This is a genomic window from Mycobacterium colombiense (assembly GCF_003284975.1).
Taxonomy (GTDB): Bacteria; Actinomycetota; Actinomycetes; order Mycobacteriales; family Mycobacteriaceae; genus Mycobacterium; species Mycobacterium europaeum_A.
This window is the reverse complement of sequence record NZ_QMEU01000005.1, coordinates 1-16,416: the sequence shown is the minus strand read 5'-3', so window position 1 is coordinate 16,416 and position 16,416 is coordinate 1. Positions and strand designations below refer to the sequence as shown.

The window sequence follows — 16,416 nt, the reverse complement described above, 5'->3', positions numbered from 1 at the left end:
CAGCGACGCCCAGCGAGGGACTGGGAGGGACGCCCGCGGCACCTGCGGGCGTCGATGGGCGCGGTCGAGTCGACAACAAGCGCTTACGCGCAGGGAGAATCAACATACACGTGTAGGTAGATCGCACGTTTTCCGTTCCGGGCGCGTATTCTTACCGCATTATGCCTACGAAGAAGCCTGCCGGTTCCAACCTCGAAACCGGCTTAGAACTAGTTGACAACGACGTCGAGGTGCCCGGCACGTGGCAGCAACGCACGATCGAACGGCGGTTGAGCACCGCCAGAGCGCGTGCCCTGGCCCGCAGTTCGCGGTTTTTGGCCACGGCGCTCGAATTGGTAGAGGAGTCGGGTAAAGCCGATTTCACGATCCAGACGCTCATCGACAGGTCGAATCTGAGCCTGCGGGCGTTCTACCAACACTTCGCCGGTAAAGAAGAACTGATGTTGGCGCTCTACGAGAACGTCACGAGTCAGTTCACCGAGGATATCCGGCAAGATGTTGCAGCGGCCGACGGTCCGATGGAGCAACTCGAGGCATTCTGCCGGGGAGTGCTATCCCGCGCCGAGTCGTCTGAAGCGGTCGGCGGCCGGGTCATGACGATCTATAACCTGAGCCTAGAAATCGAGCGGCCGGACGACTTCGCCAAGGTGTGGGAGCCGCACCTGAAACTGTTGACCAAGATCATCACGTCATGTGCACGTGCCGGACTGGTCCGCACCGACCTGACGCCTGCGCAGCTGACTACGCTGCTGAACACCACACTCACCGCCCTCGCTCAAATTGGGGTGTTCCATCTCGGGGGTAAGAGTCCGAAGCTGACCGAGGATCAACTGTGGGCGTGGTGCAAGCAGGCTGTCTCACCGCCTGCCCAGGACGTCAACGCCAAGCCTGCGCGCAAGGCAGTCCCGCGTGCGAGGTCCTCCAGTCGGGCCGGACGGCCAAAGAAACTAACGGGGTAGACCGAGCCCACGTTGGGCGATGATCGTGCGCTGGACCTCGCTGGTACCCGCATAGATCGTGGTGCCCAACGAGAATCGCAATGAGTGGTCGAACCGCCCGCGTTCGGGGGCGGTCGGCTCCAGGTAGCTGCGTAAGGCGTCGGTGCCGATGAGTTCGAACACGTCCTGACTTGCGCGTTCGAGCGCCTCGGTGCTGAACACCTTCGACATTGGCCCCTCGGCCACCGGTACGTCACCCTGTTCGTGCATCCACACGCACCGCCGTTGCAACAGCATCGACACCTCGGCCTCCATTGCGACGCGGGCGAGCCGGCGCCGGACATCGGTTTTCACGATGGGCGGGGAGGCGTCATCGGCCCTACTGGTGGTGGCCCAATGCTCGGCATGGTCGAGCAACCGAATCAGATGCGGGCCCCAACCGGATGCGTGCTCATCTCGCAAGGACAGACCGAGCACCTGCCATCCGCCATCGACCTCCCCGATTCGCCATTGGTCGCCAATGCGGACATCGCTGTAGAAGGTGATGTTGGTACGTTCTCCGGAAAGGGTCCATACGGCTTGTGCGGCAAAGCCATCGGAGTCACACGGCACCAGAAACATGGTTAGGCCCTGATGTTTGGGCTTGTCCGGGTTCGTGCGCGCGAGTAGGAACACAAAGTCGGCGATGTGACCGTTGGTGGTGAACATCTTGGAGCCGTTGATCACCCACTCATCACCGTCCCGAACGGCCTTGGTGGCGGCCGCCGCGACGTCCGATCCGCATTCCGGCTCGGTGAAGCCGAGGGCGATGGTGATCTCGCCACTGATCGCACCTGCCAGGATGCGATCCTTCAGGGCCGGGGTGCCGACCTCGCGGATGATCGACGCCACCATCCTGGTGGTTTCGGAGAGGTACACCGGTGCGTCGAAACGCATGAGCTCCTCTTTGAGGACCTGGTCATCCCACGCGTTACGGTTCTGCCCACCAAACTCGACAGGCCAGGCAGGCGCAAAATAGCCTTTGCTGACAAGGCCTTTCGCAAACGCATCATCATGCGCGACGCCATTCTTGTAGATGCGCTCCTCGAATTCGGGAGTCAACACGTCCTGAAGGTGGGCGCGGATCGCGTCGCGGTATCTCGCGGTATCTTCATCGAGCTGAAAGTGCATGTGCGTACGCCAATCTGTCGACGAGCATCCCGGACCGTATGAACGGGAATGCTAATCTTTATTTTTGAGAGTAAACATATCCACTCGTGATCGGACGACAACAGTGGACCTGAGCCTAACGGGCGAACAGAGACAGTTGGTGGATTCGTTCGCCGCGCTTTTTGCGCGCGAGTCGACCTCGGAGCGTGTCCGGGCGGCCGAGCCGTTGGGCTTCGATCCCAGGCTGTGGAAAGCGTTACAGGAGACTGGGGCGGTGGAGATGGCGGTTGGTGAGGCGGCCGGCGGATGGGGCGCCTCCGAACTGGAACTTGCGCTGATTGCCGAGCAGTTTGGCCGCGCCGTCGCGTCCGCGCCCATAATTGAAGCGCAGGTCGCCGTGCGTCTGCTGGCCGAGTCCGGTGACGTGGGCGCGGGGCTGCTGAGCACCATTGTCGCCGGTGATCAGCTGGTCACGTTTGCGCCACGCGGCGAGCGCGATGGGCGGTTGAGGTTGGTGCCCGCCGGGGCCGTGGCGGACCATGTGATCGCTCTGGTGGATGGACGACTGTTGGCGGCGCCGATCGCGAAGAACCGCACGGCGGTGAAGAACCTGGGATCAATGCCGCTGGCGGACATATCGATTGAGAACGAGCCCATCGTGCTCGCGGAGGGAGAGCGAGCGGGCCATCTGTTCGACGGCGCTCTTGACCTATGGCTCACCCTCACGGCCGTCGCGTTAGGGGGTGCGGCCAAGAAAGCCGTCGAGATCGGCGTCGACTACGCCAAGCAACGTCATGCCTTCGGAGCCGCAATCGGTAGCTTCCAAGCGGTGTCCCATCCACTGGCAGACAGCGCCACTGCCGCTGACGGAGCGCGGTTGCTGGGACTCAAGGCGGCATGCGCATTTGCCGATGAGCCCCAGCGCGTTCGAGAACTGGCCGCGATGGCCTTCGCATTCGCCTATGAGACGGCCCGGGACGCCACGCGGCGTAGCCTGCACATCCATGGCGGGTACGGGTTCGGCATGGAAGGCGACATCCAGCTGTACTACCGCCGGGTTCGGGGATGGGCGTTGGTCTTCGGCGAGGCCGCCGTCGCATTGGATCGCGTAGCCGATGCGCGCTACGGAGTGGCCGCAGGCTGAACGGAATCACGGGGTGCAAGGATCGCGAAGCTGAGCGTCGCTCGTGCCGCGAGTCGATTTCGACCAATGTCGGAAACGTCAACGCCGACAACGATGTTGCGTTTTCCGGCGCGGACCAGCGTGGCGGTTGCACGCGCAGGTCCTTCGACGATCGGCGCCAGGAAATGGATGGACATGTCAGCGGTGCCCGCACCGCTACCGTCGCCGGCGTACTTGATCGCAAGGCGGCCGCCAGCCACGTCGATGAGCGTGGCGACCAGCCCTCCTTGGAGCGCGCCCCGGATGTTCACCAGGTCCGGTCGGTTGTGCAGCTCAACGACGACCGAGTCATGTGCGTCGACAACGTCGTAGAAGGGCAGCTGGGCGAAGAGGTGGCCCGGGATGGTGACGCTCATTGGGCGTGGCGCCGCGGGTGAGTTGGTGGTCATCCGTGCAGCACTAGACATCGGACCGAACCCGATCTTTGACAGCCAAGACAACCGGGGGAGCGGTGCGCCAGTTCGGCACTCCCTGCTCCTCGCCCGCGGTCGGAAGCTTGTCGTCGCGGATCTGTGCCCAATGGGAATGGTTCAGTTGGTGCAACGCGAAACAGGATTGCAGGGCGTTGTAGAAGCCCATGTTGTCAACTGACTGGTTCACCGATTCCTTGATCAGCAGGGCCGCCATCGTCGGTACCTTTGCGATGCGCCTTGCCATCGCCAGGGTGCGCTCGGCGAGTTCGTCGAGCTTGAATATCTTGCTGACCATCCCGAGCCGGTAGGCCTCCTCGATCTCGATCGCGTCGCCGGTGAGCATCAGTTCCTTCGTGCGCCGCGGTCCGAACTCCCATGGATGCCCGAAATATTCCATCCCGCACATGCCCAACCGCGTGCCCACCACGTCGGCGAAGCGCACGTCTTCGCTTCCCACGATCAGGTCACACGCCCAAATCAGCATCAGTCCGGCCGAGAACACGTCGCCGTGCACCTGGGCGATGGTGATCTTGCGCAGGTTGCGCCATCGCAGGTTGTTTTGGAAGAAGTAGTGCCACTCTTGCAGCATGGTCCTTTCCGCGCCGTCGCGGGTTCCGCCGTTGATCGTCACCGTCGGATGCTGGCCCGGCCCCGGACTGAACTCCGCCCGCGCCTGCTTCGAACCGATATCATGCCCCGACGAGAACATCGGGCCTTCGCCGGCGAGGATGACGACGCGAACGCTGTCATCGGCCTCGGCGCGGGCAAACGCCTCGTCGAGTTCGACCAGCATGCCGCGATTCTGGGCGTTGCGCTGGTCGGGACGGTTTAGCGAGATCCTAACGATCATGCCGTCGTCGAAAGTCTCCCACTTCAAGAACTCGTAATCGCTCACCGTTCGCCTCTTCCCTCGTCTGCTATCGGAAATGGTGTTATCAATATACGAGAAGTGATGTTCTCACAGTTCGGCTCGGTGTCGAGCGGGAAGGGGTGCAGATGGGGCAACGGAAGCCAAGAGTGATTCTGTGGGGCCCCGGCCAGGTCGGCATTTGTGCGCTGCGTGCCCTTATCATGCACCCGGGCCTCGAGCTTGCCGGAGTAGTGGTGCACGCACCGGACAAGGACGGCAAGGATGCCGGCGAGCTTTGCGGGATGCCTGCGACCGGCGTCATGGCCACGCGGGATATCGCAGCCGCGCTGTCGATCGAGGCCGACGTGGTGGCCTACTTCGCTTCGGGTGACTACCGCTATCACGATGCCGCGCAGGACATCGCTCGCTGCCTGCGCGCGGGCAAGCATGTGGTGTGCACCTCGCTGGTGCCGATGTGCTATCCGCCAGCGGCCGACAAGGGAACAGTTGAACTGCTCGCGGCGGCGTGCGAAGAGGGCAACACCAGCTTTTTCAACAGCGGTGTCGACCCTGGCTGGGCGAACGACGTGATCGCGCTGACCATGACCGGCTTCAGCAGTCGTGTCGATACCATCACGATGCTCGAGCTACTTGACTACGCCCCGATCAATCAGCCCGACATCATGTTCGACTTCATGGGGTTCGGGCATACCCCCGACCATCCGGCGCCGCTATTCGACCCCGAGCGTCTCGCCGCATTGTGGGCGCCCATCGTTCACCTGGTCGCCGACGGTGTCGGACTCTCGCTCGACCGCGTCGAAACGACGATCGAAAAGTGGTTGGCGACAGAGCGATACGAGGTTGCATCCGGGTGGATCGAACCGGGAACCATGGGAGGGATGCGATTCAAACTCGCCGGGATGGTCAACGGAGAAGAACGAGTCGTGCTGGAACACGTCACCAGGATGGGCGAAGGGTCTGCGCCGGATTGGCCGCGGCATCCGTCACCTCACGGTGGCTACCGGGTGATCGTCGACGGTTTACCCACCTACACCGTCGACATCGAAATGCATGGGCGCGGTAGCAACATGAGGGGTCTGACTTACGCGACCGTCATGCGCGAACTCAACGCCATCCCCGCTGTGATGGCCGCCCCGTGCGGTTTGCTTTCCACGCTGGATCTGCCGCTGGTCACCGGTCCCATGCGCGGCGGAACCTGGCAAGGCGTCCTGCCCGCGGCGGTGCAGGCGTGAATGACCAACCTCTCCCGCACGTATCGGCGGACTTGTGGGAGGTCATGCGCACCGCCTCGGCCGTGCGGCGCTATCGCGACGAACCTGTCCCGGACGAGGCCATCGACACCTGCCTGCGTGCGGCGAGCTGGGCTCCGTCCGGCGGCAATCAGCAGCCATGGAAGTTCGTCGTTCTGAAATCGCGTGACCTGCGCGACGTTGTCACCGCCGCGGCCCACCAAACGTGGGACGTCATGAGCGAGTTCTATCGGATTTCGATGCCTGAGAACGGGGCTGACGATCCCAAATCACGCGTCCTGCGCACGATGGCCGAGCACATGAGCGTTGGTGGCGCGGCGCCTGTGCTGGTGCTGTTCTGCGTTCAGCCACAGCGAGGAACCACTGAATTACAGCAGGGAGGCTCGATTTTTCCCGCGGTGCAGAACTTCCTACTGGCCGCCCGCGCGCAAGGACTTGGTGCGGCGATCACCCTGTGGCACGGCGCCTGCGAGGACCAGCTGCGGTCCATGGTCGGAATCCCTGACGACTGGAAGATTGCGACCCTGCTTACGGTGGGCTGGCCCACGGGCGGCCACCATCCGGTGCGGCGCAAACCGCTGACAGAGGTTGCGGCGACCGATCATTGGGATGAACCTTGGAGGAAGCAAACGACATGACCGCGCGCACCCCCGAATCTCGCTTCTGAAAGCATTGACCGCTGGCCACCACGATGGTTGCCGCACGTCGCTGGCATCCGCACGGGCCAAAGACATTGCGAGCATTGGGGTCTGGCGCGCAAGGTCATTCACCAGCGACGAGCACGAAGCAGCGCTGAACCAGACGAGCCCGCAACTGCGGATCAATGTGGCGATGCCGACCGCAGCAAGTCGCGTTTCCGGCTCATCAGCACACCGGTACCACTGGATTCAGCGCGGCGTGGTAGGTGCTGAAATCAACTGTCCACCAAACGTTCTTCATGCACCCAGTGCTGGTCCCGAAATTACCCGCTTCTCAGTCAGCTCAGGGGGCACCTACGTGCTGCGGGGCTGCTCATACTCCTTGCATCTCCTCGGACTCATGACGCAGCGGTTGCGGCCATGGTTGGGGAAGGGGTCGAGGCCGCACGCGGCGCGGCCACCAGAACCACCTGCCCAGCAAGGCTGCCAGGGAGGGCGTCATCAGCGACCGGACAATCAGAGTGTCGAACAGCAGGCCGAGACCGATGGTGGTCCCGACTTGTCCGATCACGATGAGTCTGCTTATGGCCATGGACATCATCGTGAAGGCGAAGACCAGGCCGGCGGAGGTGACCACGGAACCGGTGCCGACCATGGCACGGATGATGCCGGTGTTGAGCCCAGCGTGGATTTCCTCTTTCATCCGCGAGACCAGTAGCAAGTTGTAGTCCGATCCCACCGCCAACAGGATGATGACCGTCATCGGCAGCACCATCCAGTGCAGGGGAATGCCGATGATGTGTTGCCACAGCAGCACTGAGAGCCCGAACGAAGCGGACAGGCTCAACACCACGGTTCCCACGATGACCGCCGCGGCGGCCACAGCTCGGGTCAAGATCACCATGATGATGAAGATCAAGATCAGTGCGGCGACGGCAACGATGAGTAGGTCGTAGTTGGCGCCCTTCTGCATGTCGGTGTACATCGCTGCACTTCCACCGAGGTAGATCCTTGATCCCTCCAACGGTGTCCCTTTGATAGCGTCCGCTGCCGCGACTTTGAGCGGCGCGGTGCGCGACGTGCCTTCCTCGGTCAACGGGTCGCCTTGGTGAATGATGGTGAACCGCACGGCGTGGCCGTCCGGGGACAAGAACAGCTTCACGCCGCGCTTGAAATCGGCGTTGTCGAAAGCTTCGGGCGGCAGGTAGAAAGAGTCGTCGTTTTTCGCCTCGTCGAACGCCTGGCCCATGGCCGTGGCGTTGTCCTGCAACGCCATGGTTTGGTCTTGCTGCGCTTTCTGGGCCTGATATTGGTTGAGCATCATCTGTTTCTGGTTTTTCATCGACGCGATCATGGGGGGCATCAGGGCGACCATCTGTGGCATCAACGCGTCCATGCGGTCAAGGTCGGGAACCAGGTCGGAGAGGTCGTCGGACATCGTGCTGATGCCGTCCAGGGCGTCGAACACCGAACGCAACGACCAGCACACCGGGATATCGAAACAATGCTTTTCCCAGTAGAAGTAGCTGCGGATCGGGCGCCAGACATCTTCGAAATCGGCCATGTGATCGCGTAAGTCCTGTACGTCCCCGCTGGTCTTCTTCATCTTGGTCGCCATGTTGTGGGTGACGCCGGCCAGTTGCTGGGTGATGGCCTGCATTTTCTCCATCGAGTCGATGCTGACCTGCATGTCGTCGGCCTGTTTGAGGGTGTTTTGCAGGACGGTCTGTTGGTAGTCGTTGTTCATCACCTGGCCGGTGCTGTTCATGCTGATGTTGTAGGGGATCGAGGTGTGTTGGATCGGCCGACCCTCGGGCCGCGTAATGGTTTGCACCTGGGCGATACCGTGCACCCGCACAAGGGCTTTGGCGATCTTGTCGATCACCAGGAAACTGGCGGGGTTACGCAAATCGTGATCGGCTTCGACCATCAACAGATCGGGATTCATCTTCGCTTGGGAGAAGTGGCGATCCGCGGCCGCATAGCCGACGTTCGCCGGGACGCTAGCGGGTAGATAGATGCGGTCGTTGTAGGTGGTGTGGTAGCCGGGCAGCGTCAGCAAGCCGACCAGCGCGATCAGGATCGCGCAGATCAAGATGGCTCCGGGCCAGCGCACCGTCGCCGCACCGATACGCCGCCATCCCCGTGGCTGGGTCATGTGTTTGGGATCGAGGAGCCGGCCAAAGCGACTGGCCACCGCGATCAGCGCCGGCCCGAGTGTCAACGCCGCAGCGACCACGATCGTCATGCCGATCGCCAAAGGTATCCCCATGGTCTGGAAGTACGGCAGACGGGTGAAGCGCAAGCAGAAGGCCGCCCCGGCAATAGTCATTCCCGACGCCAGCACGACATGGGCTGTGCCGTGAAACATGCTGTAATAAGCGGCTTCTCGGTCCTCGCCCAGCCGACGCGCTTCTTGGTATCGGCCGATCAGGAAGATGGCGTAGTCGGTGGCCGCGGCGATCGCCAGCGTCACTACCAGGTTGGTCGCAAACGTCGTCAGGCCGAAAACCTTGAAATAGCCAAGGAACGCCACCAATCCGCGCGCGCCAGCCAATTCCAGTAGCACCATCACCAGCACGATGCCCACCGTGACCACCGACCGGTAGACGAGCAGCAGCATCGTGATGATGACGGCAAAGGTGAGCAGCGTGATCACCTGCATGCTCTTGTCGCCGGTCTCATTTTGATCGGCGCTCATTGCCGCAGGACCGGTCACAAAGGCCTTGACGCCCGTCGGTGCGGGCACGCTGGCGATGACGTGGCGCACCGCCTCCACCGACTCGTTGGCCAGTGCTTCTCCCTGATCTCCGGCGATGTAGACCTGCACGTAGGCGGCCTTGCCGTCGACGCTTTGCGCCGCAGCAGCGGTGAACGAATCACCCCAGAAATCCTGCACGTGCTGGATATGCTTCGGGTCAGCCCGCAGCTCGTGCACCACGCGGTCATAGAACTGGTGGGCGTCGGCACCCAGCGGTTTGTCGCCTTCGAGCACGATCATCACCGAGCTGCTCGTGTCGTACTCGTGAAACACCTTGCCCACCCGCTTGGTGGCGATCATCGACGGCGCATCGTTGGGACTCATCGACACCGCGCGGGTCTTGCCGACAACTTCCAGTTGGGGCACAACGGTATTGAGAACTACGACGACCGCGACCCAGGCCAGGATGATCGGCACCGCCAGCACCCGGATCGTGCGGGGTATCCCGGGGCGCGACGCGTGGCGGGCGGCCGGGATGGGCTCGGTCTGGGTTTGGTCCATCAGGGTGCTCATGCTGACTTCACCAAGCAGAAGGTCATGGCATTCACACCGGCCGCCGATCGTTCGTCCTTGACCTCGTGATCAACGGTGATCCGGCAGGCAATCGAGGCACCGTCGCCCTGGGCAAGCAGATTGGGCGATGCCGCCGGTGCGGTGGTCTGCAGCGTCAACGACCACGGCAGCATCACGTCCGGGGCGCGCTGCGGCTTCCCGTCGAGGTCGAGGTAATTGATGACCGCCCTGGCCGCCGGGCCGAACACCTCGTAGGTGACGACCTTGGGGTTGAAGTCCGCCGCGCTGTCAGAACTGTTGGGCGCCACCAAGATGGGGTTGGAGCCAAAGACCGCACGCAACTTCGACACCGCGACGCCACCGACCGCGACTGCCACCACGATGAGCAGCGGCAGCCACACCCGCCGCACGAGTCCGACCGTCGCATTCACCGCCGGCACCCGGCGCGTGACTCGCCTTGCGCCCATCGCCTAGCACCGGGGTGTTCGGGCGGGGTCGCGCTCGGGCCCGACGGGATGGTGTGAACTCGAGTCGCATCGGAAGGGGCAATCAACTGCGGGCCTTTCGGCGAAAATGCGGCCAGCGCGAAGTGGATGACCGACGACGACGTGGGGGAGCAAGAGGTAACCTATCCGCCTAAGTGGATGAAGTCAATCCGCTTCTGTGGGACGGTGGTCACATCGGCACGCGGGGTCGATACCTCGACCGGCGCGCGCGTCGGCACCTGGTTCCAATCGTCAGGGTTGAGTCAGGGTTCTCGGGATCCGTTGGCGCTCATGGGTACGATGCTGTCGGCAACAAGGTAAGGCTCGTATGCCGTGGATGACTATGGCTCGCCCGTCATACGCGCTCGGAGACGATCGGTCGGGTGCCTGGTCAGGTAGACGCTGCGGGATACCAGGTGCGCATCGCGGCGTCGAGCTGTTCGTCATCGAGCGCTTCGACGGTCATCGGTTTCTGTCCCCTGCGGTGGCGCAGACCGTCGAGGAGGATCTGCACATATCGCCGCCACAGTTCCGGCTCGATATGGCCGGCGTACTCGCTGACCGTACCCGCGATCAGGCCCAAGAACGGCATGTCGTTAGGTGAGATGTCCGGGCGCAAATAGCCGTCGTCCTTGGCCCGCTCAACGAGTTTCGTCACTGTAGGGGTCAGTCGCAGCCGCGAAGCCTCGACGCGGTCACCCCCGTAGGCCTTGCTGAATACGGCTTCCCGCAACCCCCGGTCGGTTGCGGTGAGCTCGCATAACTGCTCCACGAACCACACGAACCCTCGCCACGAGTTCTTTTCTTGCAGCGCGGACTCGGCGAGTGCCGTGATCTGATCGATGCCATCTTCAAAGATCGCCTCGACCAGCTCGTCTTTGGTGGCAAATCTCCGATAAACGGTGCCCACCCCGACACCGGCGTGGTGCGCGACGTCATTGAGAGTCGCCTCGAGCCCTCTCGAAGCGAAGAGGTCTCGGGCAGCCTCAACCACCCGCTGGCGATTGCGCTCAGCGTCCTTGCGCAGCGGGCGGCACGGCCCGCACCCCGACGGCACGTCCTCAGTGTAATCTCCGGCATACTCCAGCGAAACGGATGTGAAATATCCGCTCTGGGTGGGAGCGCTCCTGCCTACGAAATGATCAAGAGCGCAGACGTGATGAGCATGACGGCGGCGGTGACGCCGTGGACTCCCCAGGCGACCGACCCCGAGCCGCCGTTGCGCAGCACGATCGACGCGTCAGCCAGCGGAATGATGGTGGCGGCCAGCATCACCCAGCCCACCAGGTGAGTTGCGCCCGCGGCCAACAGGATGATGACGAACAATCCGGTGGCGATGTCACGTATGCCCTTGACGCTCAAGTAGGCGCCAGCGGCCGGCCGGTCCAGATCTGGCAGCACACCGTAGCCAGCGGCGGCGACACGGGGCGAGACCATAAATCGCGCGCCGATGAAGATGATGCCCGCGGCTAGCAGTCCGGCCAGGACGTAGCCGATGGTGGTGGTGATGGACATGTAACGGACTCCCGGGTTTGCGTCAGTGGATTGGTGAAAACGGTGTCGGGTCAAGCAGTATCGTCTGGACACCGACGATGTCGCCGGCGTCGAAGCCGGCCATGTCGGCAGCGAATTCGGAACTGGTCATGATCTGCCGCGTGAGTTTGTTCGGGGTCGGCCCCCGCTGGGTAGCCGATAGGCGCGATGAGGCGAGATGCGCCGCTGCGCTCGGTTCACACGCCATGGGTAGTGACACCGAACGACTTGAATGTCCTCAAGTGGCGGGCCCAGTGAAACCAGTCCTCCTTCAATCTATTTCGTCTTTGCCGCGGCTATGCGGGTGCTTTAAAACATCAGCGCCACGCACAGGGCGCTCACCGCCAGACCCTGTAGCACGGCGCGGGGGCCGATGATGCAATCCCATTTGGCTTGCAGCGCACGCCCGTCCGGCAGGTCCTGTCCGGTATCGGCGGCCGCGGTCAATTGTCGATTGATGGGGGCGCTCACCCGCGTGTAGAGGACGATCCAGACCAACAGCGCGATCAGGGCGGCGGCCGCGGCGATCGCCTGTGGCCAGTGCGAGGCCGCCGCTGCGAGAGCCGCGGTTGCCGCGGTGGCCAGAACGCCGAGTACGCCTGGCACCGGCATTCGCCGATCTCCGTATCGATGCACGCTTCCTGTCACCGCAACCAGGGCGCGATCGTCGACCGCGGCCAGGGCCGGACGCAGCACCATCGCGCAGAACACATCGGTGCCGTAGACCACAGCGGTGCCGAGCAGTGCGACCAGGGCGGCGGCGCGGGCGATCAAGTCCAAGGTCATGTCAAAACTCCGCTCCGTGGTTTGTGTTAGCAACGCTAACCCTGGGACTGCACCCGTGTCAATAGCAGTGCTAGAAGTTCTAGCCATGCTATCTTCTTTGCATGGGCATCGAGGACCGCCGTGAGCGGGAGCGTGCCGCGCGCCGGCGGCTGATTGTCACGACGGCTCGCAACCTGGCCGAGGCAGACGGCTGGGATGCCGTCACGACCCGTCGGCTGTCCACCGAGATCGAGTACAGCCAGCCGGTGTTGTACAAGCACTTCACCGGCATGGAGCAAATCGCCGAGGCCGTCGCCATCGACGGCTTCGGCGAACTCGCCGACGTCATTCGAGCCGCTCGCTCCGATGGCGGCTCGGACAGCGAAGCCCTGGGCCGAATCGCGCAGGCCTACCTCGACTTTGCGCGCGCCAACCCGGCGGTGTACGACGCGATGTTCACTCGCGCGACCACCCTGCGCTTCGCCGCGCCGGACACACCGCCGCAGTTGACGACGGCGTTCGATGCGCTGCGCCAAGCGGTTCGACTCGTGGCTGATGAGCATGACGCCGATACGCTCACCGAAGTGTTCTGGGCCGCGCTGCACGGCCTGGTGATACTCAGCCGCACCGGTCGGTTGCGCCCAGACCACGACGCGGAGCGTCTCCAACTGCTGGTCAAGGAGTTCGCCGGCAGACACGAAACGGTCGACTAAGCAACGCCTCCGCGCCGTGCGCCTCGGCCGACACTCTTCAAGCAGTCCTCACCACGGCAGCGCACCGTCGCGGTTGGCGAAAGTGCCGGTCGGGCCGTCCGCGCCAAGCTGTGCCACGCGCACGATCGCCTCGGCGCCTTCGGTCACCGTCTGCGTACCGGTGTTGCCGTTGAGGTCCGTCTTTGTGAACCCGGGATCGACGGCGTTGATCCGGATGTGCGGGAGCGCCTTGGCGTACTGCACGGTGACCATGTTCAGCGCCGCCTTCGACGCCGGGTAGGCCACCCCCGGATAGAAGTCCGCCGGCGCGGACGAGAGCAGGGTCAGCGACCCCAGGCCGCTGCTGACGTTGACCACCACCGGCGCGGCAGACCTCTGCAGCATTGGTAAAAATGCGTGTAACACCCGGACCGTACCAAAGACATTCGTCTCGAACGTCTTTCGCATCACGTCGGCGGTCACGTCCCGGCACCGACCTGACGATCATGCTCTACACCGCCGAACCCGGCACGGAGGACGCCGAGCGGCTGGCGCTGCTGGCGGTCATCGGCGCCCAATCGCTCGTGGGCTAGCTCGTCGGCGCCAAGGCGGCCCCCGGGCGCGATCGAGCGCATCCAATCCATCGGATGCCATCGCCAATGCTTCAATCTCGAAGCATCGTGACGACGATCACAGTCGTTACGGAAATCGCTTCGATGTCGAAGCGGTTACTACCGACATAGCTGCTTCGAATTCGAAGCAAATGACAAAGGAGAAGATCATGAAAGCCGTGCGATACCACCGTTATGGCAGTAGCGACGTTCTGCAGTACGAGGAGGCCCCGCGACCGGTGCCAGGACCACAGCAGGTGCTGGTGAAGGTGGCCGCCACCTCGTTCAACCCGGTCGATGCCGGCATCCGCGGGGGCTATCTGTCTGAGGTGTACAAAATCAGCTTCCCGCACGTCCCCGGCGTCGATGTGGCCGGGACGATAGCCGAAATCGGTGGGCAAGTGCAGGGGTGGAGAATCGGCGATGCGCTCGTGGCCTTTCTGCCGTTGGATGCCGATGGCGCTGCGGCCGAGTACGCGCTCGCGCCGGTCGAGTCCGTGGCCGCCGCGCCGCGAACGGTGCCTCTCGCCGACGCCGCCGCGCTACCGGAGGCCGGATTGACCGCGTGGCAGGCACTGTTCGAGATCGCCGGGCTGACCGCGGGGCAGACGGTCCTGATCAACGGTGCCTCCGGCGCGGTCGGCGGCTATGCAGTTCAGCTGGCCAAGCAGGCCGGAGCCGTCGTCACCGCGACCGCTAAGCCGCACGACGCCGACCGTCTGCGCGGCTATGGCGCCGACCGGATCGTCGACTACATCGACTACACGCACGTGCCGATCACCGTCGACGGAGCGCCATTCGACGTGGTACTCAATCTGGTCTCCACCACCCCAGAGCAGACCGAAGCCCTCATCCACGTCGTCGCCGACGGCGGTTTCCACGTCGGCACCATGGTTTCGGGGCCGGAACATCCCGGCCGCGGCGTCCGCACGCAGCGGGTCTTCGTGCGCAGCGAAGCTGAGCAGCTCGCAAGCCTGGTCGGCCGCGTCGACGCCGGGCAACTGCACATTGAGGTCGCCGACCGTCGCGGCCTGGATGAGGCCGCGGCCGTGCACGCCGAATCCGACGCCGGCCGGCTGCGCGGCAAGACCATCCTCCTGCCCGCCGGGCAGTAGACCGCTGGCGCAACCATTCAGGGCGGGTAGACCGGGGCTATGGTTCCGGTCTATCCGCATGCCCCCGGGTCGCCGCCGTCCCCGACAGACGCCTGGTGAGAGGAGTTGTGCGGCCGTGTCTTTCACGCTCGGTCGATGGTGGCCGCCGGGGGAAGGCTACCAGCGGTGGCGAAACCCAGACACTTCGATGTCGAAACACTAGAATCCGAGCATGGCCGAAGCCCTCAACCCCAACCAACTGCGGGCCTACTTTGCCCTGATGGAGGCGGTGAGCCTGCTGCAATATGCGGTGCGCGAACAGTTGCAGGCCGAGGGAGGACTGAGCTACGTGCAGTTCGAGATTTTGGCCAAGCTCGCTGACGCCCAACGGAAGCTCACCATGACCGAGTTGGCCGACGGCGTGGTGTACAGCCGCTCCGGCCTGACCCATCAGGCAGGGCTATTGGAAAAGCAGGGGCTCATCACTCGCGGGGTTTCCCCTGACGACCAGCGCGCCACGGTGGTGGACATCACCAAGAAGGGCCGGGCCCGTGTTGCCAAGGTCCTGCCCGGTCACATCCAAGTCGTGCGAGACCTGCTGTTCGACTCGCTGTCCGCCCGCGAGGTGCGAATCCTCGGCGACATGATGACCAGTGCCCGCGACCATATGCGTGCTCGGCCGCCCCGCTCGGCCGCCCCACGCAATCGGGTCACAAAGGGGCACAGCTAGTGCGCGGTGGCGATTCCCTCCCGCATCCCCCGACGGACCTGCTGCCTCGCGACCGGACCATCGGTCGAAGCGCTCTGGTCGCAGTGACAACTGAGGCCACCGAACGGATCGGGCTCACCGCCAAGGCCCGGATCGGCGCCGGCCGTCGTCGCCGCCGAAGCGCCGAACACCACGATCAGGGCGGCGCACATCACCGCTTTCATACTGAAAGACAATGGGTTTCGGGTCGGCGTGGGGTGCCGAGCGGTGTGGTGTGGCTTGGGCATGTTCATGACGAGTTCCTTTGCGGTCGAAGAGCTTGTCCACCCTTTGACGTTGTGATGACCGATTCGGTGCCCTAGCCGGCCACCGGAGAATGCGGAATCAGCGAGACGCGCATGCCGATGCGTTGAACGGCGCCCTCCGATTCGCGTCCGACCATGCCACCCAATGGCAGCTTGGACACCGCGGTGCCGGATGATGCCGCGGGTGCGGCGGCCCACCCGCCCGGCATGACACCGCCGCCCAGCGCCGGCAGCGGGGCGACGGACGAAACCGTCGTCGCCCAACTCGGGGGTACGGACAAGGTGCTCAGCGAGCCGGCTTGGCCCACGCTCGCCGCGGCGCCCTGGCCCAGTCCCGCCAGCGGCTCGAGGCCTCCCACGCCGGCCGCGGCGCTGGCCCCTCCCATGCCGGATATGCCCTGGGCGCCCTCGGCCCCCAGGATGGAACCGGCGCCCGCTTCGTCCAATGCCAAGCCCTGGTAATCCAAATCGAGGCCGTAGAGGTCGATGCCGATTCCACCACCGTC

19 protein-coding genes are annotated in these 16,416 nt (G+C 63.8%); 8 read left to right on the top strand and 11 right to left on the bottom strand.

Annotation, left to right across the window (positions count from 1 at the left end; all coding sequences use genetic code 11):
- Positions 1–161 precede the first annotated feature (161 nt).
- On the top strand, positions 162–959 hold the full coding sequence (locus tag DQP58_RS03275) for a TetR/AcrR family transcriptional regulator (protein ID WP_112707074.1): 798 nt from the start codon (positions 162–164) through the stop codon (positions 957–959).
- On the opposite strand, the gene DQP58_RS03270 is transcribed toward DQP58_RS03275, so the two are convergent.
- Positions 948–2,108 carry an acyl-CoA dehydrogenase family protein gene (locus DQP58_RS03270; protein WP_112707073.1) on the bottom strand — a complete coding sequence of 387 codons (1,161 nt, stop codon included), beginning with the start codon at positions 2,106–2,108 and terminating at the stop codon, positions 948–950. The genes DQP58_RS03275 and DQP58_RS03270 overlap by 12 nt on opposite strands.
- A 103-nt stretch (positions 2,109–2,211) precedes the next feature.
- On the opposite strand from DQP58_RS03270, the gene DQP58_RS03265 reads away from it, so the two are divergent.
- Entirely contained in the window at positions 2,212–3,231 is a 1,020-nt protein-coding gene (locus DQP58_RS03265; RefSeq protein ID WP_112707072.1) for an acyl-CoA dehydrogenase family protein, read from the top strand.
- On the opposite strand, the gene DQP58_RS03260 is transcribed toward DQP58_RS03265, so the two are convergent.
- Positions 3,210–3,626 (bottom strand): PaaI family thioesterase, encoded by a 417-nt coding sequence (locus DQP58_RS03260; RefSeq protein WP_112707071.1) that lies wholly within the window; start codon positions 3,624–3,626, stop codon positions 3,210–3,212. The two genes, DQP58_RS03265 and DQP58_RS03260, sit on opposite strands and share 22 nt — an antisense overlap.
- 43 nt (positions 3,627–3,669) lie before the next feature.
- Complete coding sequence (locus tag DQP58_RS03255) at positions 3,670–4,578, bottom strand: enoyl-CoA hydratase (protein WP_112707070.1); 909 nt, start codon at positions 4,576–4,578, stop codon at positions 3,670–3,672.
- 122 nt (positions 4,579–4,700) lie between these two features.
- Between DQP58_RS03255 and DQP58_RS03250 the strand changes: the two genes are divergently transcribed.
- Positions 4,701–5,786, top strand: a complete 1,086-nt coding sequence (locus DQP58_RS03250; protein ID WP_112707069.1) for an NAD(P)H-dependent amine dehydrogenase family protein — start codon at positions 4,701–4,703, stop codon at positions 5,784–5,786.
- A gap of 44 nt (positions 5,787–5,830) precedes the next feature.
- On the top strand, positions 5,831–6,442 hold the full coding sequence (locus DQP58_RS03245; RefSeq protein ID WP_112707068.1) for a nitroreductase family protein: 612 nt from the start codon (positions 5,831–5,833) through the stop codon (positions 6,440–6,442).
- Positions 6,443–6,815: 373 nt separating this feature from the next.
- Here the strand turns inward: DQP58_RS03245 and DQP58_RS03240 are convergent, their stop codons facing one another.
- From DQP58_RS03240 to DQP58_RS03210, 5 genes are all read right to left on the bottom strand, one after another.
- On the bottom strand, positions 6,816–9,716 hold the full coding sequence (locus DQP58_RS03240) for an RND family transporter (protein WP_112707067.1): 2,901 nt from the start codon (positions 9,714–9,716) through the stop codon (positions 6,816–6,818).
- Complete coding sequence (locus tag DQP58_RS03235; RefSeq protein WP_112707066.1) at positions 9,713–10,183, bottom strand: MmpS family transport accessory protein; 471 nt, start codon at positions 10,181–10,183, stop codon at positions 9,713–9,715. The genes DQP58_RS03240 and DQP58_RS03235 overlap by 4 nt, the downstream gene beginning before the upstream one ends.
- A gap of 409 nt (positions 10,184–10,592) precedes the next feature.
- Positions 10,593–11,258: a TetR/AcrR family transcriptional regulator gene (locus DQP58_RS03225; protein WP_240629553.1), complete on the bottom strand. Its 666-nt coding sequence runs from the start codon at positions 11,256–11,258 to the stop codon at positions 10,593–10,595.
- Between the two features lie 74 nt (positions 11,259–11,332).
- Positions 11,333–11,716, bottom strand: coding sequence for a DUF4267 domain-containing protein (locus DQP58_RS03220; protein WP_112707064.1), 384 nt, complete (start codon positions 11,714–11,716; stop codon positions 11,333–11,335).
- Between the two features lie 327 nt (positions 11,717–12,043).
- Positions 12,044–12,520, bottom strand: coding sequence for a DUF1772 domain-containing protein (locus tag DQP58_RS03210; protein WP_112707063.1), 477 nt, complete (start codon positions 12,518–12,520; stop codon positions 12,044–12,046).
- Between the two features lie 101 nt (positions 12,521–12,621).
- Between DQP58_RS03210 and DQP58_RS03205 the strand changes: the two genes are divergently transcribed.
- Positions 12,622–13,212 (top strand): TetR/AcrR family transcriptional regulator, encoded by a 591-nt coding sequence (locus tag DQP58_RS03205; RefSeq protein ID WP_112707062.1) that lies wholly within the window; start codon positions 12,622–12,624, stop codon positions 13,210–13,212.
- Between the two features lie 48 nt (positions 13,213–13,260).
- On the opposite strand, the gene DQP58_RS03200 is transcribed toward DQP58_RS03205, so the two are convergent.
- Entirely contained in the window at positions 13,261–13,659 is a 399-nt protein-coding gene (locus DQP58_RS03200; protein ID WP_112707061.1) for an SDR family NAD(P)-dependent oxidoreductase, read from the bottom strand.
- On the opposite strand from DQP58_RS03200, the gene DQP58_RS26955 reads away from it, so the two are divergent.
- The 3 genes from DQP58_RS26955 (at position 13,605) to DQP58_RS03185 (ending at position 15,626) form a co-directional block, all read left to right on the top strand.
- Positions 13,605–13,784, top strand: a complete 180-nt coding sequence (locus DQP58_RS26955; RefSeq protein WP_205869326.1) for a hypothetical protein — start codon at positions 13,605–13,607, stop codon at positions 13,782–13,784. The two genes, DQP58_RS03200 and DQP58_RS26955, sit on opposite strands and share 55 nt — an antisense overlap.
- Before the next feature lie 188 nt (positions 13,785–13,972).
- Positions 13,973–14,917, top strand: a complete 945-nt coding sequence (locus DQP58_RS03190) for an NADP-dependent oxidoreductase (protein WP_112707173.1) — start codon at positions 13,973–13,975, stop codon at positions 14,915–14,917.
- A 211-nt stretch (positions 14,918–15,128) separates the two neighbouring features.
- Entirely contained in the window at positions 15,129–15,626 is a 498-nt protein-coding gene (locus DQP58_RS03185) for a MarR family winged helix-turn-helix transcriptional regulator (protein WP_112707060.1), read from the top strand.
- On the opposite strand, the gene DQP58_RS03180 is transcribed toward DQP58_RS03185, so the two are convergent.
- Together DQP58_RS03180 and DQP58_RS03175 are read right to left on the bottom strand one after the other, a co-directional pair.
- Complete coding sequence (locus DQP58_RS03180; RefSeq protein ID WP_112707059.1) at positions 15,623–15,829, bottom strand: hypothetical protein; 207 nt, start codon at positions 15,827–15,829, stop codon at positions 15,623–15,625. The two genes, DQP58_RS03185 and DQP58_RS03180, sit on opposite strands and share 4 nt — an antisense overlap.
- A gap of 134 nt (positions 15,830–15,963) precedes the next feature.
- Positions 15,964–16,416, bottom strand: a 453-nt coding sequence (locus DQP58_RS03175) for a PPE family protein, SVP subgroup (RefSeq protein ID WP_430915686.1), incomplete at its 5' end; no start/stop codon positions are given.